A 22899-nucleotide genomic window follows, 5' to 3' on the forward strand; every position below is an offset into this window, starting at 1 on the left:
TTGTAAGTAAAAGTGTAAATAAAGAGTAGAAATGCTAAAGTTTCGTGATATATCGCGAGAGATGGTTTTATGATCAAACAATTTTTGAATGACCCTACTTTATTACTTAATGCAGTAGGTGAGGGGATTTACGGTTTTGATTTATCCGGCAATGCGGTATTTATAAATCCTGCTGCAGAGCGCATGACTGGCTGGCAAGCAAGTGAATTGCTGGGTAAAAAAATTCATCAGTACCATCACCATAGTCATGCTGATGGCTCACCTTATCCAGCAGATGAATGCCAAATTTATTGCACTATGTTTGATGGCGTTCATAGGCATGTTAAAGATGAAGTGTTTTGGCGTAAAGACGGCACGCAATTTCCTGTTGAATACACATCAACACCAGTTTATAAAAACGGACAGTTAATTGGTGCTGTCGCTATATTTCGCGATGTTTCAAAACAGCATGAAACAGAGCATGCTTTACGCGATGCCCTTAAGCAAGTTAGCGCCATGAGTGAGCAATTAAAAGACGAAAATACGTACCTTACAGCGCAATTAAATGAAGATTGGCAAGATTCAGGGTTAGTCGGTAAAAGCCATGTATTTCAAGCAATGTTAGAACAAATCAAATTAGTTAGCCCAACTGACAGTACAGTGCTCATCCTGGGTGAAAATGGAACAGGCAAAGAGCTAGTAGCGCGCAATCTTCATCGCTTAAGTAACAGGTATAAGCAGCCCTTTATAAAAGTTAATTGCGCAGCATTTACACCCAGCTTATTAGAGTCCGAGTTATTTGGTCATGAAAAAGGAGCGTTTACGGGTGCAAATGAGCGCCGTAAAGGGCGGTTTGAACTTGCGGATAATGGTACATTGTTTTTAGATGAAATCGCAGAGTTGCCACTAGAGTCACAAAGTAAGTTATTACGAGTTTTGCAAGAGCGTGAGTTTGAGCGAGTTGGTGGAAGTTCCACGCTCACTGTTGATATACGAATTATTGCAGCGACTAATCGCGATCTATGGCAAATGGTTGAACAAGGACATTTCAGAATCGATCTTTATTATCGTTTAAATGTATTTCCAATTCGCGTGCCTGCATTAAAAGAGCGAAAAGAAGATATACCACTTTTGAGTGTTAACCTTGTTCAACAACTTAATAAACGTTTAGGTAAGCAATTAAAAGGATTAAGTAAAAAGGCTATAAATCAGCTTCAAGCGTATGATTGGCCTGGGAATATTCGAGAGTTACAAAACGTATTAGAAAGAGAAGCTATTTTATCAAAACACACGGTAATAAACTTAACTCAGCCATTGAATGGGCAGGTTAACTCAAGTGTTAACCCATCACTTTCTCTTAATTGTGTCGTTAAACAGCACATAGAAACAGTGCTTGATATAACAAATGGTAAAGTATCAGGCCCAGAAGGAGCTGCGATTAGGCTTGGTATGCCAGAGAGTACATTACGATCAAAAATGAAAAAGCTAAAAATCACAAAGTAACGATATATCGCGAGTGGCGTGTTATATCGCGAATTTTAATATTAATAATAAGATTAACTTATTGTAATTAAAGGATAAGATAAAGCTTTCAGCTTGGTCTGAAAGTTGCAAATACTTACTCAAACACCGTCACAATGAAGTAAGTATTATGAAATTTGATATTAAAGAAGAAGACATGATCATTAAACCCTACAAGGATGAGGGGCCAATTTATATTCGCGAGCAAAAAGGTTTTTTTCAGCAAGTACGTCGTAATTTAGGGTGGCTACTCATGTTTGTATTTGTTGCTATTCCTTGGATTCAATACAACGGGCAACAAGCTGTTCTGTTTGATGTTGGTACTCAGAAGTTCACGATTTTTAGTCTAACGCTTTTGCCACAAGACTTTATGATTTTAGCATTACTATTTATGCTTGGGGCATTTGCACTTTTTTTCGTAACAAACTGGCTTGGCAGAGTATGGTGTGGATATACCTGCCCACAAACAATCTGGATGCTAATGTTTTCATGGGTTGAACAACGCATAGAAGGCACACGTAATCAGCGTATCAAGTTAGACAAATCACCTTGGGCAGTAGCCAAATGGCGTAAAAAAATAACTAAACACAGTGCATGGCTTGTTATTTCTTTATTCACCGCCACGTCGTTTATGGCTTATTTTATACCTGTTAAATCACTTTATAGTGACATGGTAATGTTTGATTGGTCTGGTATAACCAGCTTTTGGGTGTTCTTATTCGCTTTTTGCACTTACGGTAATGCAGGTTTTTTGCGTGAAAAAATGTGCACCGTTGCGTGCCCATACTCTCGTTTTCAGTCTGTTATGTTTGATAAAGATACACTCCTTGTTACCTACGACAGTGAGCGCGGTGAAAATCGTGGGCCACGAAAACGCAAAGCCGATCCAAAGTCTTTAGATTTAGGAGATTGTGTAGATTGCAACTTGTGTGTGGAAGTATGCCCTGCGGGAATTGATATTCGAAATGGATTACAATATGAGTGTATAAACTGTGGTTTATGTATTGATGCATGCGATGACACAATGAACAAGTTTGGCTATCAAAAAGGACTGATCAAGTACGCCAGTGAAAAACAAATGGAGGGAGGAGTAACCAATCCATTTAGGTTAAAGCTTTTAGGATATGGCGGGTTAACGGTTTTACTATCAATAGTAATGGTTGTTTGGTTGGCACAAAGAACGCCTATTGAGGTTTCAGTGCTACGTGATAGAAATGCACTATACAGAATGACTTATGAAGGCTTAGTTGAAAACCCATACACGTTGACAATTATTAATAAAACACAACAGCCGCTACATTACCGTGTGTCATTAAACGGATTTGATGCTGGAACACTGAAAGCGCCACGCGAGACGCGCGTAGAACCCGGTGTGATGAAACAAATCCCAGTAACAGTTGTAGCCGATAGCTATGATCTAACAAAAAAAGTAACCAAGTTGGAATTTGAGGTAACAGCAAAAGAAGACTCGAGTATTTCACAAACACAACAGAGTATGTTTTATAAAAACTAACTAGCTAAGATGAAGTAACAGGTCCTTTCATTTTTTGTTCGACAAATGACAGGGCCTCTTCCATATTGGTAAAAAGCAAATCATGAATATTGTGATAAAGCCCTGCACGATTTAAAACACGTTGCATTTGATTTATTGCGACAGTAGAGTCCAATATATATGCGCTTGCAACACAGCCTTTTTTAACCATATCTTTGGTCAGGCAAATAAAGCGTTCTTCAGCACCTGGCGTTGCTGCTTGCACAGATAAAGAGTTACTTATATAAGCCCAAGGTGAACCAGCAAAAATTTTAGCTTGGCTTAAAATAGCTTTACTAAAATCAAGCACTAAGCTTTCATTAATACTGCCGTTAAAGTTGCTAATAATAATATTACTTTCAACTTGTAATGAAACATGACCGTATTTATTTTTTAGTTCCAATTTCTATCCTTGCTAAAATAAAGAGCGCGAATTTTATACAAATATAGATGTAAGTCTAGGAATTTAGTCAATAAAAACACAGTTTGCATATTTTTTCTGAAAACTGTGTTTTTATGGTGAGGGTTTGGCTGTTTTTTAAGTTTTAACGGTATATTTTATTTGATTCTGTATTGTTAATGAAATATTTAATTCTTTACTGAGTGTTAATTAGTTTGCGATAATGTAATCTAAACCGCCAGTTATTGCAGCCACTTGAGCAAGGATACATTCCTCATCTGTTGCGGTCGGGCTGTCAGGGTAGACCTCTGTTGTTGTTACATATTTAGCATCTGTAAAGCCCATACATAACCCTAATTCACGTGCGCTGTAATTAATTACACCGAACTGTTCTTGAGGTACACCAATTAATTTATTGCTATCATCACTGGGTGCAATATGAGTTACTTGTGCAACTGTTTCTATTATCGCAGTTTGAAATGCAGGCTCTGGTTTTACTGAATCAGCAACAAGGTAAAAGCCATCAGGTATATTCCAGTTTTTATTAGTAATTCCATCACGCGCAGCCAAAGCAGGCCTAAACTCACTGTTATCGGTATCAGTTGTTTCATGCAAATCAATGTGCGCAATTGGCTGGATATTGTTGCTGTGCATATAGTCTATAATAGCTGCAGACTCAGGGGCTGGGCTATCAGCATAAAAAGAACGGTTAGGATCAACGGCTGCTGGGTTCCAACGATTAATAGTTTCGTACCCCCAAGGGCTAATACAGGGTGCTACAATTATATTAAAGTGTTCGCTGTAATGTGCTGCTTTAGTTTTTGCAAAGCGCAATGCACCATGCACACCACTGGTCTCATAACCATGTACGCCACCAGTAACGAGCACGGTAGGTTTGTCATCATGCCAGTTTTTAGACTTAATAACGAAAAGAGGGTAGCGTTCAATAGCGTACTCAAGCGCACCGTACTGGGCTACATCAAAATCATTACGTAACTCATCGATGAGAGAGACCACGCATTCTTGATAACTACGTTTGATTGACTGTAGCTCAAACCACTTTGCCTTTTCTTCGTTTGACCAAGGTGTTCCAACAGTACCAATCGGGTAAATAGTTTCGCTCATAAAACCTTCTTTGTTTGCAATAAATGCTATAGCTTATCGGCGCCTTGAGCTAAGCGCAACTAACTGGGAGGAATCGCATTATATAAGTTGGCGTACTGGCGTTTATGTACATCAAACAAGTATGCTCTGAGATGCTCTTGCCCTTCATGAATATCAATTATTCTCGCTGCTATACCATCTTTGGACTTCCTGACTGTCTCTATACTCATGGTAATGTGCTTTTTATTAGGTAAATCAAATTGCATAATTTGATTATCATTAAAAGCAGCATGCTCTCCTTGCGGTTTTAAAAAGATACCTGAACTAGAAATAGACTCAATATAGTATCCCTCACTTTTTATATTTAGATTGTCCCATCGCCAACTACGTTGATTGCCTTTTGTATCAATTACCTCTGGTGCACTTAAAGAAGGTGTAAACGTGCCTGACGAGTCAACTTTAAACTCAAGTGGAAACCACAATTGATAGTGCCCGACTTCAGCAAGTAACGTTAAATTTGCATTTTGAAACAAGCAAGCTATGTTAGCAGGAATATCACTTTGCACAGTTAGTTTTTGATTTTGTGGTAGTTGAGGCGGGGCTTGTGCTTTAAATAAATCCGATAAGAATAATAATTCATCGTTTGAAAAGCCCATAGGGTACCTCCTGTACAAATTGTTTATTGTTTTAATGTTTATTTATTAACGGCAGGAGTGGTTGATTCTTGAGCGCATGAAAGAAATATAGTTCATGGATCATAGGGAATACTCTCTTACTAAGTTTGTTCATGCTTAATCGTATTAGCGAGTCAGCATACAATCCTGTTAGACTTAGATTCGATTTACCAAGAGCAGGCAAGTTGTTGCTTCTTGTAAATTTGAACATAAGGCTACGCTAGCATTTGAAAAATCAGCGCTAAGGTAAATTATGAATATTCAGCTGTCATTAGGTATTACTTAGCATGGACTTTATTGCTATCACACTTTTTTTATTATTCTTTTAATCGCTTTATCAATTGTTTGGAGTACTTTAAAAACGGGTATTTCACCGATGATGAGTTCAAGCACAGCGTGCCAAACTATGCTGGCCGAAATAAATACAGGTGAAAAAGGCGCGTTAGTTGATTTAGGCTCTGGTTGGGGAACGCTTGTTATAGCGGTTGCCAAAAAGCATCCGAACAAACAGGTTATTGGCTATGAGGTATCTTGGTTTCCATGGCTTGTTTCAGTGATTTTTAAATATAGTTTGGGTTTAGATAACCTTACTCTATACCGTAAAGATTTTAAAAATGCTGATCTCAGCGGGGCTGCTACTCTAGTATGTTACCTTTTCCCTGGTGCAATGGTGGCGCTTGAAGATAAGTTGAAACACGACATGGCAAAAAGCATCACCATTGTGAGCAACACCTTCGCTTTACCATCACATAAACCAACTAAAGTTATTAAACTTAGTGATTTCTACAAAACACCTATTTATGTGTACAACTGGCAACCAAATTGTAAACAGTGATGGCAGTTCATTTTGTAGTGAAACTTAAAAATAATCTGCAACACTTATCAGCGCAACAGATATTCAAGTATTATTTCTTTAGCTTGGTATAAAGTTAAGGTTTGATTTTTTATCTCTAAAAATCAGCATAACTTAAAACATAAAAAATATTACCAACAGACCTAGTTTTCGCTGAGTGATTGCATTACATACTCTACAAAATGAGTCACTAAGGCTGACTCAGCTCGTCGCTGGGTATAAAGGGCGTAAAAACTTGCGCCCTTAGGGCGAAAGGTTGGTAACACCTCACGAACAGACCCTTGTTCTAATTTTTGGGCAACTAGATAGCGAGGTAGCTGTGCTATTCCTGCTCCTTGCAACATGGCTGCGTGGATTACTTTTTTATCACTAAAAGCCAATTCGCCGGCAACATTTACTATTAACTCTTTATCATTATCCATTAATGTCCATTGCTCATAACGTGAATACCCATTACAGCGGGTAATTAGACTATGTGTTTTTAAGTCCTCTGGGTGAGTTAGCGCTGAACTCTGTAACAGGTATTCGTCAGTTGCACACAATACCATTTCATCTTTTGCAATGAAGCGAGCGAGATAGGGTTCGTTGTTTAGCTCAGTGCTGCGAAATACTACATGAATACTGTCTCTATGTAAGTCTGATTTATGGTTGCTGAAGTCAGCTATTAAACGTACTTGAGGGTGTTCGGCGCGAAATTTAAGCAATATAGGCGTGAGCATTATTTCACCCCACAAAGTGGGCGCCGAGATACGAAGCTCACCACTGAGTGCGTTGCGTTGATTGTTTAAACCATCAATTAACTGCTCATGCAATGTGATCATTTGTTCTGCTTGGCTAAAGGTCAACTCACCTGCATCTGTAAGGTGAAGTTTTCGAGTGGTGCGGTTGAGTAATACTACTCCTAAAGTGTGTTCTAAATATTTTATGTCTTTAGAGGCCTTACTTGGTGTTATGCCAAGGTGCTCGGCCGCCAAGGCAAATGAGTCGAATCGAACTATGGCGACCAACAGACGCATAAGATAAAGAGTATCTGTTTTGTGATTATTCATTTCATGTCCTGTTGGGCATTAATGTATTTCCTAAAACTCTGATTATATCCTGTTTGGCATTGGTTACAATGGACTTAATATCATTTCATAACAGGTTTAACCCATGCAAAAAGATATAAATAATGCGTATCAATTTCTTCAAGCAGGAGTGCAGCTTAAAAATCGTGCGGTACTTGCGCCTCTTACTCATAACATGAGTGCTGACAATGGAGATCCAAGTCAAGCTGAACTTGATTGGATTGCAAGTTGTATTCGAGGCGGGTTTGGCTTAATCATTGCCGCGGCAACTCAGGTGTGGCCTGGTGGTCGTTGCTGGTCAGGACAACCCGCTCTTATGACGCTCTCACAGCAGAATGCCTTTTCGAGTTTAGCTAAAGTTGCGGATGAAAATGATGCACAGGTATTAGTGCAGCTTCATCATGGTGGAGTAAGGGCTTTGCCTGATTTAAATGAAGGTGCTCCTTCAGGGCCTAGCGCTGAGCAACCAAGTGACCGTTATGCTCTGGGGGTAACTGAACTGAAAGATAATGATATTCATGAGCTCATAGAGGCATTTGTTCGATCAGCGCAACGAGCTTATGACGCAGGCTTACATGGTGTTGAATTGCACGCAGCACATAATTTTTTACTATGTAACTTTCTCAATCCCCAAGTTAATCGGCGGACTGATCAGTGGGGAGGCAGTGTACAAAATAGAGCTCGGCTTTTGATCGAAATAGTGCGAGGGATTCGTGCACGTATGCCACGTAAGTTACTGATAGGTGTGCGTTTATCGCCAGAAAGTTATGCCAATGTGGTTGGAGTCGAACTAGAAAATCAGTTAGCTGTCACGTGTTTACTGTCAGCTGAGGAAATTGATTATGTGCATTATTCAATGGGCAATACTTTTAAATCAGTTAACGGCAAGGTTGGGACTGACTTGTTGACTGAGTTAAGTAAAGCTAATCCAGCTAATATTCCTATGATGGTAGCAGGAAAAGTTCAAGATGAAAAAGACGCTAAGTTGGCATTGGCTGGTGGCGCAGATTTGGTGGCTATTGGTACTGCCGCATTAGGTAATCCAGACTGGGTAAAGCGAGTCAATGAGGGCGCTTCAGTAATTTATCCGCCATTTAGCGAGTCATGGATAGCCGAGCAGGGGTTCAGTTCTGAGGCATTGAAGTACCTAAAATCTATGAACGGCGTGCTTGAGCGAGTAAAAGAAGCATGATATCAGAGTGGACGTTGCTGCTAATATTTATTCCGACCTTTTTTTTGATTTCCGTATCACCAGGCTTGTCTATGATGCTTGCTCTGAGTTACGGTGCCAGCTTGGGCGTCAAAAGGGCGCTTTGGGTCATTTTTGGTGAGGTTGTTGGAATATCACTTATTGCTCTAACAGCCCTGCTGGGTTATACCAAATTGCTGGTTGAGTATCCGACAGCTATGCAAGTGTTCAAATATGTTGGTGCTTTTTATCTTATATGGTTGGGTATTAATGGTTGGAGGAGTGCAAAAGTTAATGCAGCTACAGTGCATGTTGACTGTAATAATAGTGATTTAATGTTGCGCGGCTTCTTAGTTTCGATTTCGAACCCTAAGTCCTGGTTATTTCTTATGATATTGCTGCCACCATTTATGAACTCAGCTTTGCCATTGGGTCTACAAACATTACTTTTTACAGGCTTGATCGCACTGATTGAATGCATAAATTTACTCCTCTATGCTTATGGCGGCCAAAAAATTAATAGGTTGCTGCTAGAACGAGGGCAAGGTCAACTATTAGGTAGGATGTCGGCGTTGATGATGATTAGTATTGCAGTCTTTTGGCTTATTAGTAGTTATTGATAATTTTAAACTATGAGATTTAATCATCGTAAATGAGCAACTCATTTAATCCTACGCCTAGAGCCTTGTGTTATCAATTGAAGTTATAAGTTTTATAATTAAGAGTTATGCTACACATCAGTGTATTAGGGAAAAGATAGGGATGTTGTTACAAATTAAAGTTTTTTATCTAATAAATACATATGAGCGAGCTGAATTAGCTGTAAGTAGTGAAGCTACTTATCATTTATTTAAATTATAAGTATTTAATATTTAAATTAATTGGTCGGTATGGAGAGATTCGAACTCTCGACCCCTGCCACCCCATAAAAATTACCTGTGTTCTTTAGTGTACAAAAGTGGCTTAACGTGTCCTATCGTGAAGTATTCAAAGTTATTGTAACTCATTGCTATTGAAAGGATTGTGCTTTTAAATTATACCTAGTGAATGAACGTGAAGTTTAGTGAACTAAAATCAGCTCGTGCGATAAATGTGCGACAAAAATTTAGGGTTAACTCTAGGTGTGCGAAAAATGGCGTCAATTAAAGTAAAATTAACTGAATCTATACTCAAAAATATTCCTTTGGAAATTACCAAAATTAATGACACTGAGATCTCCGGTTTTTATCTCAATGTTGGAAAACCAAATAAAGAGGGTAAACGCTCACAAGTATATTATCTGTATTACCGCCTTGGAGGCCGAGGTTCAAGAGAAAGAAGATTAGCCTTAGGCAGCTCATCGGTAATAACAGTGAGTGAGGCCAGGCAGCTTGCTAAGCAATATATTGGTGATGTTTCGCGTGGTATTGATGTTTTTTTACAAAAGAAAAAAGCTGCGCTGATTGAAAAGCAAGAAAGCGCCTCGCCGACAATCGCTGTACTTGCAAATGAGTTTATTGAAAGAGACATTAAAGCCAACCGAAAAGGTGTAGACCCAGTAATTAGAATGTTTGAAAAAGACATTCTGCCATTTATTGGCAACTATAAACTTAAAGAAATAACCCGCCGTGAAATTTTTAAAAAAGTGCTTGATCCAATAACTGATAGAGGCGCTAAAACGCAGTCTAATAAAACGTTATCCATCCTTAAACAGATGTTTAACTTTGGTGTTGAGCGAGATTTAATACAAGGCAACCCGATAAGTACAGTGAAAAAGAAAAGTGTAGGTGGCCTCGAAAAATCTCGAACCAGAGCACTGGAGTTTGACGAAGTGATTCAAGTTTTTGAACGCTTACCAAAGCTAGGTATAAGCCAGCAAGTTATTTACGCATTGAAGTGTATTACTTTAACAGGTTGTCGGCCAATAGAGGTTACAGGTGCACAGTGGCAAGAATTTGATTTTGATAAAATGATATGGACAATACCCGCTGAGCGCGTGAAGCAAAATAAAAATGGCGAGAGAACCCATAAAGTACCGATTAGTCAAAATATGGTTATTTTGCTTGATGAGTTGCGTGCAGCATTTGGCTATCTTAATTCAAAATATGTATTTCCGAGCACAACAACTAATAAATCAGGACCAGGTGAACAACCTATTGATAGGCACTCACTGTCACGATCTATAAGTCGGAAGTTAGAGCAACTTGGAGTACCAAAGTTTGTACCTCATGATTTACGGAGAACTGTGTCGACAAGATTAGGTGATGATGATATTGGTACAGACCCGATAGTAATTGAAAAAATACTTAATCATCAACTACAAGGGGTGCAGGGCGTTTATAATATGCAGGAGTATATGGAAAAGCGTCGCAAAGCGTTAGATAAATGGGGAAAATTAATAGGTTGAACTGGTCTGACCTCTTATTATTTTTAACTTGTTATACTAGATTTATAATTAATATTACTATCAATCATATCCTGGAGGAAAAATGCAAAGATCATCAATACGTTTACTTAATGCTAAACGCGCTTTTACCTTCTATTCTAATACGTTACAGCAAAACATGGATGTGAGAGTTATTAATGAGACTCTAATGACAAAGCGCTATGTGTTATTTAACTTAACACATAACAATGCTCGTCAGATGCCAATTATAGCTGAGGCTGAGTACAAAAATAATAAATTAGTACTCTCTTTGGTTGGCAATGTTGAAAAGAATAGTCGAAAGCTATTTAGAACTGAAGCTAAAACAGCATTTAATAATTTTATTTCTGTAGATTCAATTGATACAGATAATTATTATTTCGCTTAAACTTTGACCATTTAGGTATTAATGCCTCAACTAATTACACAGTTTACTTATAATCTAGAGGATTTATCTATAGTAGATATAAATGAATCCTCCGTACAACTATATCTCTCTCCAGTAAATTCTCTATATCAAATTGCTTTAAGTAGATCCCCAACTGGTGAGCTTGATTACCAACTTTTGATCTGCAATTTACTTTTTGATAAAGAGGATTGGGTCATGGAAGCGCTAGAAGACTTTAAGGATGAATGCGTTGATGAGCCAAATACTAATAAATTAATTAAATACCTTTGTGATCTGATAGGTATGAAAGTTAGTGAATTTGAAAAAGAAATCATCGGTACAGTTGGCGTCACTTCTTACAATGATGGCTATTTAAACGGTGTGCAAATTCGTTCTACCTACATCCAAGAAGATCATAGAGGCAATAAGTTATCAGAGAAAGCTTATTCCTATTTAGCGAGTAGATTTGAGTTAGTGTTATCGGATATTAGACAAACAGCGAATGCAGCTACACTTTGGCAAAATGCTTTATCTCGCACAGCTATAGTTTCTGCATATGATACTGCTGAGAAAAAAGTTCTAGAGATAGTTAGCCCAGATAAAAATTTAAATGGGCGATATTGGAGCATCACTCCCATGGATAAAAGTAAAAAGGATGCATATATTAATGCGAAAGAAAAATACGAACTTGGTACTTCAATAGATACAGTTGACTGTAAAATCCATATAATATTGACGATGGAAAATTCAAAGCTGAATTAATAGTTAGAAGCCTCTAAAAGATATAAGTACCTACCTTCACTTACTAACTTATAATTACTAAACTGTTTACTGCGAGGCTAATAAATAAAAATATTCTTCTATATAAAGAAATATATCACTCACCTCAAATAAACTTCAGTTATTTCAGGTCTAAAATGCCCCATCTCTTGTGAAACGGTCTCTAAGGCCGTTTTATATTTAAAGCCTAACACATTAAGCTCAACCATTCTTTCTTGAGCATAGCTGTGCCTCAGGCCGTGTGCACCAGTTGAAAATAGTAGGGTGCGGTTAGAGGCTTTAGAAAAAGAGTCAGACCATTTTTTGCCACCACCTATATCATAACGCTGCAAATAATTAATTTCTCTATCGGTGACTGTGATAGGTTGCTTGAGCTTTTTAGCTTCTAATTGCTCAACAAGGTAGTTTGGTATTAACACATGTCGTATCAAGCCGCCTTTACCTGCTACCGTGTATAGCTCACCACTTCGGCCCTGCCATTTCGAATCTAGGGCTGGGCGGTTATTTGACGGTCTTTCACTTGCTTTAGAGAGTGTTAATAGTTCATGGGCTCTCAAGCCTGCGGCGTAAGCAAGTTGTGTTGCTATTTCGTGTTTAACAGTTTGTCGTTGAGAGATGGCGTTAGCTTGTTCAGCTGTGTATGCACGCGAGCGTTTTATTTCTTCTAATAACGACTTTACTCTGTAAAGAGTCTGTTTTGGTTGTAATTTGCCATTGAATTGCATCATCGCTTGTATTGCTTGGCGTTCCATATCCAAGGCTTTCTGACCAACAATCTCAGCCCTGTAATCGAGGTACATGCGTGCTTGCTCTGTACTCATAGCCTGAATGCCATTAATGCCGATGTCCTTGGACCAGCTGGCAACCGTCTTAAGTGACTGCATATAGTTTCTGGCAGTACCTAGAGACTTTATACGCTTTGTTTTAGTTAGTCCTTTGATAACGTTTTTGGCTTGCGTTTCAGCTTTGGCAAATTTAGGCATTCTTATCAATCCACCGTTTTACAGTTGTCCAATGCACTTTCACCCCTCGTTTAGCTAGCCAAAGTTGAAGGTCAGATTTTGTAGTCCCATTTTCATAAAACTTCCTGAGCTGGTACTGGTATTTGTCGAGCTTTGAAGGTTTATGCCGTTTTTTAGTACGTAGCTTTTTTAGCTCATTTAATTGTTCGATTTCTTTATTCAGATCAAAAGTCATGTCTATCTCCAAGGTTGTAAGATTAACTGGCAACTTAGTTACTCAGCGACACTGAAGCCTATTCGCCCCTGTTTTTCGCACATGCGAAAGGCTCGGACCGATCTCGCCTTAATGAATTTCCTCTTTACGTGAAAAACGGCAGCAGAAAGCGCCGATATAACGCCTTAAATGTGGCGAGAGACATGACTATTAAATTGAAATGAGTGAGGGTTCTCACTACGTGTTGTCGGCAGCTGAACAGCGCCGTTTTTGGTAAATGCCTAATAGGCTATTTCAGTATTAGGTTAGCGTTAAAATTGATTCTGTGCAATCTGCAAATAAAAACCTGCGCATAAGGTATGAAAAACCAAGCCCCCCGCTATGAAGCGAGCGATTTATCGCTTCGACATAGCGGGGGGCGTAGCCCCTTTTAAAAGAGGAGGCATTTGCTCATGATGCCTCAGTTAAAAAGGGCTTGGTTTTATGAAGTTTAATCTATGGCATATACTCAATAAGGTCCTAGATTATAAGAGATTAGGAGGTTTATATGGGTCCATTGATAGTGAGTAATATACTCATCATTAGCCTAGTTATATTTTTCGCAGTCCTGTTTTATAGAAACAGGCAAGCCATAGTTAAAAGGAAAAGAAAATAAAATGAACCATCATAGCTCTATACACTGTGAGTCAGAAACGACAGCCAGCAGCAGAACTAGAAAAGTGTCAAATAGTCGGCTTAGAAAGCTTAAGGAGGAGTTAACTGAAACTCGACTTGAAAAGTACATCGCTTTGGCGTTCCTCGAAAAGTTAATTTGGGAGCATGAGGATCAAAGTATTAAGCTAGCAGCATTAGAATATTGGTTTAGATTGGTAGGTGAGGGACAGCAAGTTAATAGTTAAAGGATAAAAAAGTTTTTAGAGGTAAAGCTACTCTTTAAAACAGCTCTTGAAAGTTCACGTTTCATCATTTATATTCATTTGTACGCACATTAAGTGCGTTCCTGCGAAGGGAGTCACTTAGGTGACATTAAAAACAGGCGCCTTCAGGCTGCCTTCAATACGTAACGAGGAAACTTATGAAACCACTTTAATGTGGTGATGTCTTGCGCATCCATAACGCCCTTCGCTTTCATTTACGTATTGGAGAGCGAACATGCCATCATCAGAAATCTTATCAATTAAAGACCTATCAGAGCTTTTACACCTATCTACAGGCACAATTAATAATCGCCTTAGCGCCCAGCGTAAGGCTATTGAGTCTGGAAAAGATGCCAACCTTTATCAAGTACAGCGTTTAGCACCACCTTCAATTAAATTGGGACGAGTTCGCCTATTTAAGCGCGAAACAGTTGAGCAATGGCTTGCTCGATTTGAAGGAGTGAAGATGTAATAAAGGCGAAAGGGGCAGCTTGACCGGCCACACCCCAACCGCACTTTGCATCTTCAAATTATATGCTTGCCTTAATAGAAAGGCCACCTTTGTTGTGGCCAGAGTACGCTATTACCTATCCAAAAGACTTTTTTGAATTGGTAGATTTTCATTCACCTAAATATGTAAGGAGCTTATTTAGCCATAATCATGAATCCAAAACCAAAACTTTTCTGTTGGGGAATAGTAAGTCTAAAAGAGTTACTGATTTAAAAACTTTTAAGTGTAAAACAAGTCGATTCGTACAAGGAATATTGAATCGAGAGAGTGAGGCAGTGAATATCTATTTTAGTCCAAATGAATTTTTTAATTGGCCTCGAGATAAGGGCTTAGCCCTGTTTAGAGCTAACTGGCTCGATATAGATATTACAGAAAAACTTGATGTACCAATTGTTCGTAGCGTTGAGAAAAGAGTGATTAAGGAAGTGTTACAACAGGTTGAAGCTAGTTTGTTGCCGCCACCGACCGGTTATGTGTGCTCAGGCTCTGGTGGGCTTCATTTATATTGGATATATGATCCCGTAGATGCAAATAATGTAAATAAAGAGCTCTGGAAGAAAATAGCTAATACGCTTGTTGAGCAATTAATCAGTAAAGATGGCTTATGGTTTGTTGATAAGATGGCTTCAAAACGGGCTTATGGAAATCTACGAATACCTGGTTCAGTACATGGAAGAACCGGAATGCAAGCAAGGTATTTTGGTGGCGGTTTTAAGTATAAATTTGATGAGTTGATTAATTATCTGAATTTGGGAAAGCTTTATAATGAGCTAAAACTAAAGCAAGAGGAAAAGCGCGTAATTGAACTACCATTTAAGCCTCAAGCTAAAAGAGGGAATTCAAAAACGCCAAGGCGTTACGGACATAATATCAAAGAGTGGTGGTTAAAGTGTATCAACACGATTCAAAATCATTTTTATAAGCAAGGATCTGTGCCAAAGGGTAAACGGGACAAAGCCGCATTCATTTTGTTTGTTGCTTTTCAGCACCTGAATAAAAACACTGCATTTGAAAAGCTAACAAAAATAAATGATGAGTTAATTGGCTTATCAACGGAAGAGTTGATTAACTTGACTAAAACAGCAAAAACTACCCACTACAAATACAAAAAAGAAACATTAGCTGATTACATGGAGGACCTACTTGGGTTGAGTCCTGAGTATTTAAGTACAAAACCTAAAGTTAAATTATCAGAGGCTGAAATCAAGGAAAGGCAAAAAAAAGCAGCTACAGAGACTGCGGTTAAAAAGCGAAGTAATTCACAGCAGCTTGTTAAAAAAACAGTTAAGAAAATAACCAAAGAAACAGGCAACAAACCAACTCAACAGGCTGTTGCACTTCTCACAAACCTTAGCTTAAGAACAGTTAAAAGATATTGGATAGCATAATGTAACGGGTGCTTAGATTGAAATTAAACAAAAAATATGAAACTGAGACAATAAGGTTTAGAACTTTCTGTACTAGTTTGGCCCATATAACAAGAGCAATGATTAAATAGACCCTCAGCATTATTAAATATATAGCAGTCATATTAATTATCTAAAACACTCATTTTTTGACTCACAGTAAAATTATGTTGCATTTAGTTTTAATTTAAGTATTATAGATAGCGTACAGGGTGTATCACCCTGATGCTCTATAAAAGATATGACCTAAATCTGAACAAGATTGTGACTCTCTTGAGTCGATTGTCTTAGGCAATCAGCTACCTAGCAAATGTCCAGCAACACTGACCATCACTATTAGGTGGAACGACAGTGAGCAATTGAGGATAAATTCGACTGGAGGGGCTACTTTGTAGCCCCAAGAATGAGTGACCTGTGCTGTCCATAGCATTTCTATTCAGTTCAGTATTGTTTTGTCGACTGGTGCAATGTTGCACTGAATGACAGAGAGGTTTTTGATTATGAAAAATAATCACCGTCTTTTAAAGAAATCCATTGAATCATTAAAAATGTTTCAATCGGAAATGCATGATGATATGGACAGCAGTAAACACGCAGAACTGGAACAAATTATTCTAGACCTTGAAAATTACGGACATAAGAAGTCGCCAACCCAGCTACTAGAAATATTGGGTAAGTGTATTTCTCTTGCTCCTGCTGTTGAAAGGCTTTTGAAAATTTTTTCCGAGTTCTAAGACGTGCCCGTTTACAGCAGGTCACTTCTTTTCTTAGGAGGTATAATTATGAATATTGGAAAAGCATTGTCTCTTTGCCGTACTCAAAAGGGAATGACAAAAACGAAGCTTTCGCAAGCTGCGGATGTGTCAATTTCTTACTTAACCTTGCTGGAGCAAGGTAAACGAGATCCGAACCTTTCTACCATCAATCAAATATGTAAGGCTATGAACATACCAACAAGTATTTTCATGTTCTTAGCTTCAGAAGCCAGTGATAGAGATGGAATCAGCAAGGAACTTGCTGAAAAACTTTCTCACACCGCTCTTTCTCTGATGGAAGCGGAAGTTGAAGAAGCTTAGTTATCCTCACGCACCTATCGGTGATTTAAATAAACTTGCTATCGCTCTTAATATAGAGTTAAGCGAATTAATGGCTATTACAACCAAATCAGATTCACTTTTTTTCCTGACTAAAGAGATTATAAAGGCTGATGGTTCTAGTCGGTTTACTTATGACGCAAGACCTTCATTGAAAACACTTCATGGGAAAATCTGTGAAGCATTTCTAAAACGAGTGAAATATCCTGATTATCTCCAAGGAAGTATTAGAAGTAGAGACTATCTTACGGATGCCCAAAAGCATGTTGGCTCTAAAGTTTTAATCAGTGAGGATATAACTAATTTCTTTCCGAGTATTTCGAAAAAAGTTGTTCATGAGATGTGGGTAGGAGTTTTTGGATTTTCTAATGTCGTCGCGGAATGTCTTGCAGAACTGGTTACTTTGAATGGTTTTGTTGTACAAGGGGCTAAAACTAGCAGTTATATATGCAATCTAGTGCTCTGGAATCGAGAAGAAAAGTTGGTTGTTCAGTTGAAACGCAAGGGTTTAATTTATACAAGATATGTTGATGACGTAACAGTATCATCTAAGCGCTTGATTGAGGCCAAAGAGAAATCAGAGATTATAAGTACAATCTATTCCTTGTTTCGCAGTATTGGTGCTAAACCAAATCGTAAAAAGCATAAAATAATGCCTAGAAACACACAGCAAGAAGTTCATGGTGTTAACGTGAATAAAAAGCAGCCAACAATGCCCAAAGAAAAGAGAAATAAAATTCGAGCGGCTGTACATTGTTGCGAAATTACCTTTAAAAAGAGTTCAGGCTCTAGTGAGTATTATTCGTTATTCAACAGTGTAATGGGTAAAGTTAATACAATGGGAAGAATGCATAAATCAGAAGCGGAAAAGCTTAGGCTTCGATTGTCGCAAGTTAAACCAGTATCAGCTTAAAACTTAACATAAGTATAAATAAATACCGTACGTCTAATCATTTTAAATTATCTTTTACATTTTATGGATTCTTCTTACTACGCACCGCTCAGAGCTGTCTATATTCTTTTAATCTTCAATTCACATTTCCTCAGCGTTTTTCAAGTTAGTGGTTGCCTAAAGTTTCAAACTTTTGTTGCTTGAGCATAAATCAAAATTCTTTAATTCTAGGTGCTGTCTTTTGCTGCCAATATGTTAGCCAGTAGGCGACTAGTAAACTAGCAATTGAAAATAAAAGCATAAGTATAGCTTTAAGGATGCTATCTCCTGTCGAATCATAAATTAATATAGGTATGGCAATGAAAGGGAGTGAACCTGCAATAGCGCGATACAAGCCTACTAGGTTAAAACCAACTTGATATGAAAGTGCATGTAATCTGTATTTTAATGTTCTACTAGAGTCGGATAAAGACAAACTGTATTTAGAAATAGCCCACACAACACTATGCAGAATATTCAGTAAAAGAAAGTAGTATATTAGATGGTCTGGTGGCGTAATTCCTTCGAAAAAGCTAACTAGGCCTTCTACACCTGAAAATTGTAATACTAAAAGGCAGGGTATTGAGCCAAACACAATTGCACAAATAATTTCATCAAACAATAAGGGGGAAGTGGTTTTTCTTTTTTGATCGATCTGCATAACATTCTCTACTGTACTTTTAGATTCAAATTACAATTTGAAAAACATAGAGACAAGTTAAAAGTGTATATTCATTTATAATGATGATAAAGCTGGTTTAGAAGGGTGCCATTAGCTTTATTCCTATATATCCCCCCCAATCAGAATCAGAAAGTAGAAAATAAACCAGAATAAAAAGGGTGCGATAAATGTGCGATAAATATTTAGAAAGGCTAATTTAATAGTGCGATAAAGAAGATACTCTAATTTATAACTAATTGAAATAAAAAGAGGTTAATTGGTCGGTATGGAGAGATTCGAACTCTCGACCCCTGCCACCCCATGACAGTGCGCTACCAAGCTGCGCCACATACCGACTATGCGAGCAATATACGTAATTTTTTAGAAAAATCAATATGCTTTTGTTTGTTTGCATATTTATTATACGAGCTGGGCAAAATAGTGCCCAGCAAACTCAATCAGCTAACCAATTATTGATCGATTTATACATTACGTCTCGTAGAATGGGTTGAGCATCTTTATTTGGGTGAATGTTGTCGCTTAACATTAGGCTGCTGTCAGTGGCTACGTTAAGTACAAAAAATGGCATTAAATGGCTGTTGGTTTGTTCTGCAATTAGTGCAAAGCTTTCAGTAAACATCTTCGTGTAGCGAGGTCCATAATTAGGTGGAATATGAATTTCCATAATGGCTACTTGTGCGCCACTTTGTTTGCTTTTATCAACTAAAGAGGTAAGGTTGTTTTGGAGTTTTTTTGTGGGAAAACCACGTAATCCATCATTGCCACCAAGCTCAATAAGCACATGGCTTGGTTGAAACTCATCAAGTAGGCCTGCTAAACGCCGAAGGGCACCGCCTGTTGTTTCACCACTAATGCTGGCGTTGATAAGTTGCACGCCTGTTTGGTCAGCGTCGTATTTATCTTGTAACAATTTAACCCAGCCTTGCTCTTGTTTTAAGCCATAGGCGGCACTTAAACTGTCACCTAATATTAAAATTGTGTTGTCAGCTGCTACAGTAAGTGGTTTGATTACTAACAGTAAAACAAATAAAAAACGTAGGATTGAATGCATCATATGTCAGCGCTATCTCAATTAAATATAATTCAAGTTAAAGGTCTTTCTAAAACGGTTACTACCCTCGAAGGGGACTTGCCCATCCTCAGCGACATCACGTTTAATGTCAAGTCTGGAGACTCAGTTGCAGTTGTTGGCACTTCTGGCTCGGGTAAGTCTACTCTGTTAAGTTTATTGGCTGGCCTTGATCAATCTAGTAAAGGCGAAATTCATTTAGATGGTGCACCTTTACATACCTTAGATGAAGAGTCTCGCGCTGCTTTGAGGGCTGAAAAAGTAGGCTTTGTGTTTCAGTCTTTTATGTTAGTACAAAGCTTAACCGCACTTGAGAACGTAATGCTGCCTGCTGAGCTTGCAGGCGATCATAATGCCAAGCAACAAGCACTTGAGCTGCTTGAAAAGGTGGGCTTAAGCCACCGGGTTGAGCATTACCCATCACAGTTATCAGGCGGTGAGCAACAACGTGTTGCCATTGCTCGCGCGTTTATTGGCACGCCAAAGATTTTATTTGCAGATGAGCCCTCAGCCAACCTAGATAGTAAAAACGGTAAGATGATCGAATCTTTATTGTTTGAACTAAATCAGTCGCATGGTACTACGCTTGTTTTAGTGACACATGACGAAACACTCGCGCAGAAGTGCCAACATATTTTGCAAATAGAAGCAGGGCAGTTGGTTAAAGATACAAGCGAGGTTATTGCGAATGTGGGCTAAATTAGCATTAAAATTATTTAGTCGGGAGTTTCGCCGAGGCGAGTTAACGGTTATATGTGCAGCAATTGCATTAGCTGTGTTAACAGTTTTAACTTTATCCATGGTGACAGACCGGATAGGCCAAAGCATTGCACAAAAAAGCAGTGCATTTATTGCCGCAGACCGTGTACTTGCAAGCAGTCACGCTATTCCAGCAGATTACTTAACTAAAGCACAAGAATATAACTTACAAACAGCCAAGCTTACATACTTTGATACCATGCTTTTTGCTAATGAAGAAATGCAATTAAGCTCAGTAAAAGCTGTGTCACCTGAGTACCCATTGAAGGGTGAGTTAAAAGTTAAATCTAGCTTAACTGGAACCGTAGAAGTGGCAAACCAAGGCCCAAGTGTTGGGCATGTATGGTTTAGTGAGTCAGTTTTTTATGCTTTAAAAGTTGAAGTAGGCGATATTGTTGAATTAGGCGCTGCGCAATTTGTGATTGAAAAAGTATTAGTTGAGGAGCCGGATGCACCTTTTAATATTTTTTCAAGTAGTCGTCGTGTGCTTTTAAATGAAGCTGATATTTCTGCTACACAAGTTATTCAGCCAGGAAGTCGCGTTTTTTATCGCCAGCTTTACGCAGGTGATGAAGACGATATAAGTAATTTTTACGCTTGGTTAAAGCCAAAAATGAAGGAAAACCAGCAATGGTACGGCGTGAAAGACAGACAGTCACCTATTGCTAATAGCTTAAACCGTGCTGAAAGCTTTTTATTATTGGCAGGTTTACTTGGAATAATTTTAGCTGCCGTGGCGATTGCGGTTTCTGCTAAACGCTATTGTGAGCGCCAGTATGATCCTGTCGCGATGATGAAAACCCTTGGCGGTAGCCGAACCACAATACGCAAAATTTATTTATTACACCTTTCAATGGTCTGCCTTTTGTCTGTGCTGGTGGGGTTATTGATAGGCTACGGCTTACAAGAAATAGCTACCGGTTACCTTGCAAAATCAATGAACAATACATTACCTGCTGCTAGTGCTAAACCATGGTTGGTTGCTATCAGTACCGGTGTTATTTGTGCGGTGATGTTTTCCATAAAGCCACTGCTTGATCTGTTTGATATACCACCACTGCGTGTTTTACGCCGTAACCTAGGTGATAAATTATTAGTTAGTAAAGTCCATTTAGGTATGTCTGCTTTAACCGTTTTTTTACTGATGTGGTTATTTAGTAATAACCTCAAAATAACGGCAATTTTGTTTATTTCTACCTTAATTTTAATTGCACTTCTATTTGGCCTTTCGCGACTGATATTTGGTGGCGGTCGTAAACTAGGCCTGCGCCCAGGAAGTAGCTGGTCGCTTGCGATTGCATCGATACAAAAGCGGGCAAATGCAAACGCAGTTCAATTAATCAGTTTTTCACTTGCGATAAAGTTATTACTGTTTTTAGTTGTACTAAAAAATGACATGATCTCTGATTGGGAATCCCAGTTACCTAGTGATGCACCTAATGCATTTTTGGTGAATATAACGCAGTCAGAGCTACCTGAAGTGAATAGCTATTTAGCGCAGAAGAACATTCAAGTGTCAGAGTTCTACCCAACAATACGTGGTCGGGTTAATGCGGTAAACGGCGAGTTGGTAGCACGGGAAGTGTCACTTGAAGATAACGAGAAAAAAGACGAAGAAGCGCGTTCGGGTATTGGCCGTGAGCTAAACCTAACATGGCTTGCAGATGCACCTAGCCATAACGAGATTATTGATGGGCAATGGTTTAGTGACGATGCCGTTGCAGAAGCGTCTTTAGAGGAATCAATGCTGGCTAGGCTCGATGTAAAGATGGGCGATACACTCACATTTTTAATCGGCGCACAGTCTTTTGATGCGAAAATTACCAGTGTACGTAAAGTTAACTGGGCAACCTTAAAGCCTAACTTCTTTATTATTTTAAGCCCTGATGTGTTAGCTGATTTTCCTGCTACGTATATTTCTTCAGTCCGTATTGAAGCAGAGCAAAAGCGTGATTTCAGTGAGTTACTTCGCACTTATCCAACCATAAATGCTATTGACGTAGATAGCTTCGTCAAACAAATTAGATCTACTATTTCACAAGTGTCACTGGCTATAGGCTTTGTATTGTCAATTGTGGTTTTATGTGGTGCGTTAGTGCTTATCTCGCAAGTGCAAGCCAGTTTGGGCGAACGAATGCAAGAAATTGTTATTTTGCGAACGTTAGGCGCCAAGGGGCGACTGATAAAAAATGCAACGCTTTATGAGTTTTTATTACTAGGGGCATCCGCAGGTTTTGTAGCTGCACTAATTAGTGACTTGGCTTTACTTGTAGTACAAAAGGAAATGTTTGAACTAGCAGGTAAGTTACATCCACATATTTGGGTGTTAGGCCCATTGGCTGGTGGCATATTTGTGTCGGTATTAGGCTATATGATGATTGCTAGAACCATGCGTAAAAATACGCAAGGTCTACTTCGCTCTCTTGCTTAGTAAAGTAATTTAAGAATAAAAAACACCCGCAAC

General features: G+C 38.6%; 23 protein-coding genes and 1 tRNA gene. 15 read left to right on the forward strand and 9 right to left on the reverse strand.

Features of this window, described 5'->3' with window-relative positions; genetic code table 11:
- The first annotated feature begins 69 nt into the window (after positions 1 to 69).
- Together ACHUE3_RS04390 and ccoG are read left to right on the forward strand one after the other, a co-directional pair.
- Positions 70 to 1482, forward strand: a complete 1413-nt coding sequence (locus tag ACHUE3_RS04390; RefSeq protein ID WP_394190578.1) for a sigma-54 interaction domain-containing protein — start codon at positions 70 to 72, stop codon at positions 1480 to 1482.
- Between the two features lie 148 nt (positions 1483 to 1630).
- Positions 1631 to 3013: a cytochrome c oxidase accessory protein CcoG gene (ccoG, locus tag ACHUE3_RS04395; RefSeq protein WP_394190580.1), complete on the forward strand. Its 1383-nt coding sequence runs from the start codon at positions 1631 to 1633 to the stop codon at positions 3011 to 3013.
- Between the two features lie 4 nt (positions 3014 to 3017).
- Here the strand turns inward: ccoG and ACHUE3_RS04400 are convergent, their stop codons facing one another.
- The 3 genes from ACHUE3_RS04400 to ACHUE3_RS04410 all read right to left on the reverse strand — a co-directional run bounded on the left by ACHUE3_RS04400 (position 3018) and on the right by ACHUE3_RS04410 (position 5191).
- Entirely contained in the window at positions 3018 to 3434 is a 417-nt protein-coding gene (locus tag ACHUE3_RS04400) for a hypothetical protein (protein ID WP_394190582.1), read from the reverse strand.
- A gap of 207 nt (positions 3435 to 3641) precedes the next feature.
- Positions 3642 to 4556, reverse strand: coding sequence for a M14 family metallopeptidase (locus ACHUE3_RS04405; RefSeq protein ID WP_394190584.1), 915 nt, complete (start codon positions 4554 to 4556; stop codon positions 3642 to 3644).
- 59 nt (positions 4557 to 4615) lie between these two features.
- Complete coding sequence (locus ACHUE3_RS04410; RefSeq protein WP_394190586.1) at positions 4616 to 5191, reverse strand: hypothetical protein; 576 nt, start codon at positions 5189 to 5191, stop codon at positions 4616 to 4618.
- Positions 5192 to 5585: 394 nt separating this feature from the next.
- Here ACHUE3_RS04410 and ACHUE3_RS04415 point away from each other — a divergent pair, with 394 nt between their 5' ends.
- Positions 5586 to 6044 carry a methyltransferase gene (locus tag ACHUE3_RS04415; RefSeq protein ID WP_394190588.1) on the forward strand — a complete coding sequence of 153 codons (459 nt, stop codon included), beginning with the start codon at positions 5586 to 5588 and terminating at the stop codon, positions 6042 to 6044.
- A 161-nt stretch (positions 6045 to 6205) separates the two neighbouring features.
- Here the strand turns inward: ACHUE3_RS04415 and ACHUE3_RS04420 are convergent, their stop codons facing one another.
- Positions 6206 to 7111 (reverse strand): LysR family transcriptional regulator, encoded by a 906-nt coding sequence (locus ACHUE3_RS04420; protein ID WP_394190590.1) that lies wholly within the window; start codon positions 7109 to 7111, stop codon positions 6206 to 6208.
- Between the two features lie 103 nt (positions 7112 to 7214).
- Between ACHUE3_RS04420 and ACHUE3_RS04425 the strand changes: the two genes are divergently transcribed.
- From ACHUE3_RS04425 to ACHUE3_RS04445, 5 genes are all read left to right on the forward strand, one after another.
- Positions 7215 to 8321: an NADH:flavin oxidoreductase gene (locus ACHUE3_RS04425; RefSeq protein WP_394190592.1), complete on the forward strand. Its 1107-nt coding sequence runs from the start codon at positions 7215 to 7217 to the stop codon at positions 8319 to 8321.
- On the forward strand, positions 8318 to 8938 hold the full coding sequence (locus ACHUE3_RS04430) for a LysE family translocator (RefSeq protein ID WP_394190594.1): 621 nt from the start codon (positions 8318 to 8320) through the stop codon (positions 8936 to 8938). Before ACHUE3_RS04425 ends, ACHUE3_RS04430 begins: the two co-directional genes overlap by 4 nt.
- Positions 8939 to 9450: 512 nt before the next feature.
- Entirely contained in the window at positions 9451 to 10704 is a 1254-nt protein-coding gene (locus tag ACHUE3_RS04435; protein ID WP_394190596.1) for a tyrosine-type recombinase/integrase, read from the forward strand.
- A gap of 82 nt (positions 10705 to 10786) precedes the next feature.
- A complete protein-coding gene (locus ACHUE3_RS04440; protein WP_394190598.1) occupies positions 10787 to 11110 on the forward strand; it encodes a hypothetical protein in 324 nt (107 codons plus the stop codon).
- A gap of 21 nt (positions 11111 to 11131) precedes the next feature.
- On the forward strand, positions 11132 to 11872 hold the full coding sequence (locus ACHUE3_RS04445) for a hypothetical protein (RefSeq protein WP_394190600.1): 741 nt from the start codon (positions 11132 to 11134) through the stop codon (positions 11870 to 11872).
- 119 nt (positions 11873 to 11991) lie between these two features.
- On the opposite strand, the gene ACHUE3_RS04450 is transcribed toward ACHUE3_RS04445, so the two are convergent.
- Positions 11992 to 12873: a site-specific integrase gene (locus ACHUE3_RS04450; RefSeq protein WP_394190602.1), complete on the reverse strand. Its 882-nt coding sequence runs from the start codon at positions 12871 to 12873 to the stop codon at positions 11992 to 11994.
- Entirely contained in the window at positions 12866 to 13087 is a 222-nt protein-coding gene (locus ACHUE3_RS04455; protein ID WP_138764976.1) for a hypothetical protein, read from the reverse strand. The genes ACHUE3_RS04450 and ACHUE3_RS04455 overlap by 8 nt, the downstream gene beginning before the upstream one ends.
- Before the next feature lie 1131 nt (positions 13088 to 14218).
- On the opposite strand from ACHUE3_RS04455, the gene ACHUE3_RS04460 reads away from it, so the two are divergent.
- From ACHUE3_RS04460 to ACHUE3_RS04480, 5 genes are all read left to right on the forward strand, one after another.
- Positions 14219 to 14455 carry a MerR family transcriptional regulator gene (locus tag ACHUE3_RS04460; protein ID WP_290170254.1) on the forward strand — a complete coding sequence of 79 codons (237 nt, stop codon included), beginning with the start codon at positions 14219 to 14221 and terminating at the stop codon, positions 14453 to 14455.
- Positions 14456 to 14547: 92 nt separating this feature from the next.
- A complete protein-coding gene (locus ACHUE3_RS04465) occupies positions 14548 to 15882 on the forward strand; it encodes a hypothetical protein (protein ID WP_394190604.1) in 1335 nt (444 codons plus the stop codon).
- Between the two features lie 518 nt (positions 15883 to 16400).
- Positions 16401 to 16634: a hypothetical protein gene (locus tag ACHUE3_RS04470; protein ID WP_182675728.1), complete on the forward strand. Its 234-nt coding sequence runs from the start codon at positions 16401 to 16403 to the stop codon at positions 16632 to 16634.
- A 48-nt stretch (positions 16635 to 16682) separates the two neighbouring features.
- A complete protein-coding gene (locus ACHUE3_RS04475; RefSeq protein ID WP_182675729.1) occupies positions 16683 to 16976 on the forward strand; it encodes a helix-turn-helix domain-containing protein in 294 nt (97 codons plus the stop codon).
- The gene (locus tag ACHUE3_RS04480) at positions 16963 to 17907 is read left to right on the forward strand and encodes a reverse transcriptase family protein (protein WP_394190607.1); all 945 of its coding nucleotides are present in this window, start codon (positions 16963 to 16965) and stop codon (positions 17905 to 17907) included. Before ACHUE3_RS04475 ends, ACHUE3_RS04480 begins: the two co-directional genes overlap by 14 nt.
- Positions 17908 to 18097: 190 nt before the next feature.
- On the opposite strand, the gene ACHUE3_RS04485 is transcribed toward ACHUE3_RS04480, so the two are convergent.
- The 3 genes from ACHUE3_RS04485 to ACHUE3_RS04495 all read right to left on the reverse strand — a co-directional run bounded on the left by ACHUE3_RS04485 (position 18098) and on the right by ACHUE3_RS04495 (position 19661).
- Positions 18098 to 18586: a hypothetical protein gene (locus ACHUE3_RS04485; RefSeq protein ID WP_394190609.1), complete on the reverse strand. Its 489-nt coding sequence runs from the start codon at positions 18584 to 18586 to the stop codon at positions 18098 to 18100.
- 278 nt (positions 18587 to 18864) lie between these two features.
- Positions 18865 to 18941 (reverse strand) — tRNA-Pro (locus ACHUE3_RS04490).
- A 99-nt stretch (positions 18942 to 19040) separates the two neighbouring features.
- Positions 19041 to 19661, reverse strand: coding sequence for an arylesterase (locus ACHUE3_RS04495; protein ID WP_394190611.1), 621 nt, complete (start codon positions 19659 to 19661; stop codon positions 19041 to 19043).
- On the opposite strand from ACHUE3_RS04495, the gene ACHUE3_RS04500 reads away from it, so the two are divergent.
- Positions 19662 to 20375 carry an ABC transporter ATP-binding protein gene (locus tag ACHUE3_RS04500; protein WP_394190613.1) on the forward strand — a complete coding sequence of 238 codons (714 nt, stop codon included), beginning with the start codon at positions 19662 to 19664 and terminating at the stop codon, positions 20373 to 20375.
- Entirely contained in the window at positions 20365 to 22866 is a 2502-nt protein-coding gene (locus ACHUE3_RS04505) for an ABC transporter permease (RefSeq protein WP_394190615.1), read from the forward strand. Before ACHUE3_RS04500 ends, ACHUE3_RS04505 begins: the two co-directional genes overlap by 11 nt.
- Positions 22867 to 22899 lie beyond the last annotated feature (33 nt).

Origin of the sequence: Pseudoalteromonas atlantica (assembly GCF_043641955.1) — a bacterium.
GTDB classification, from domain to species: Bacteria; Pseudomonadota; Gammaproteobacteria; order Enterobacterales; family Alteromonadaceae; genus Pseudoalteromonas; species Pseudoalteromonas atlantica_A.

Excerpts from the sequence above, each read along its gene's own strand:
- ACHUE3_RS04410 (WP_394190586.1), bottom strand. The coding sequence starts at position 5,191 with ATGGGCTTTTCAAACGATGAATTATTATTCTTATCGGATTTATTTAAA.
- ACHUE3_RS04500 (WP_394190613.1), top strand. The coding sequence starts at position 19,662 with ATGTCAGCGCTATCTCAATTAAATATAATTCAAGTTAAAGGTCTTTCT.
- ACHUE3_RS04485 (WP_394190609.1), bottom strand. The coding sequence starts at position 18,586 with ATGCAGATCGATCAAAAAAGAAAAACCACTTCCCCCTTATTGTTTGAT.
- ACHUE3_RS04440 (WP_394190598.1), top strand. The coding sequence starts at position 10,787 with ATGCAAAGATCATCAATACGTTTACTTAATGCTAAACGCGCTTTTACC.
- ACHUE3_RS04460 (WP_290170254.1), top strand. The coding sequence starts at position 14,219 with ATGCCATCATCAGAAATCTTATCAATTAAAGACCTATCAGAGCTTTTA.
- ACHUE3_RS04420 (WP_394190590.1), bottom strand. The coding sequence starts at position 7,111 with ATGAATAATCACAAAACAGATACTCTTTATCTTATGCGTCTGTTGGTC.
- ACHUE3_RS04445 (WP_394190600.1), top strand. The coding sequence starts at position 11,132 with ATGCCTCAACTAATTACACAGTTTACTTATAATCTAGAGGATTTATCT.
- ACHUE3_RS04430 (WP_394190594.1), top strand. The coding sequence starts at position 8,318 with ATGATATCAGAGTGGACGTTGCTGCTAATATTTATTCCGACCTTTTTT.
- ACHUE3_RS04470 (WP_182675728.1), top strand. The coding sequence starts at position 16,401 with ATGAAAAATAATCACCGTCTTTTAAAGAAATCCATTGAATCATTAAAA.
- ACHUE3_RS04405 (WP_394190584.1), bottom strand. The coding sequence starts at position 4,556 with ATGAGCGAAACTATTTACCCGATTGGTACTGTTGGAACACCTTGGTCA.
- ACHUE3_RS04390 (WP_394190578.1), top strand. The coding sequence starts at position 70 with ATGATCAAACAATTTTTGAATGACCCTACTTTATTACTTAATGCAGTA.
- ccoG (WP_394190580.1), top strand. The coding sequence starts at position 1,631 with ATGAAATTTGATATTAAAGAAGAAGACATGATCATTAAACCCTACAAG.
- ACHUE3_RS04435 (WP_394190596.1), top strand. The coding sequence starts at position 9,451 with ATGGCGTCAATTAAAGTAAAATTAACTGAATCTATACTCAAAAATATT.
- ACHUE3_RS04455 (WP_138764976.1), bottom strand. The coding sequence starts at position 13,087 with ATGACTTTTGATCTGAATAAAGAAATCGAACAATTAAATGAGCTAAAA.
- ACHUE3_RS04495 (WP_394190611.1), bottom strand. The coding sequence starts at position 19,661 with ATGATGCATTCAATCCTACGTTTTTTATTTGTTTTACTGTTAGTAATC.
- ACHUE3_RS04450 (WP_394190602.1), bottom strand. The coding sequence starts at position 12,873 with ATGCCTAAATTTGCCAAAGCTGAAACGCAAGCCAAAAACGTTATCAAA.
- ACHUE3_RS04505 (WP_394190615.1), top strand. The coding sequence starts at position 20,365 with ATGTGGGCTAAATTAGCATTAAAATTATTTAGTCGGGAGTTTCGCCGA.
- ACHUE3_RS04425 (WP_394190592.1), top strand. The coding sequence starts at position 7,215 with ATGCAAAAAGATATAAATAATGCGTATCAATTTCTTCAAGCAGGAGTG.
- ACHUE3_RS04415 (WP_394190588.1), top strand. The coding sequence starts at position 5,586 with ATGATGAGTTCAAGCACAGCGTGCCAAACTATGCTGGCCGAAATAAAT.
- ACHUE3_RS04475 (WP_182675729.1), top strand. The coding sequence starts at position 16,683 with ATGAATATTGGAAAAGCATTGTCTCTTTGCCGTACTCAAAAGGGAATG.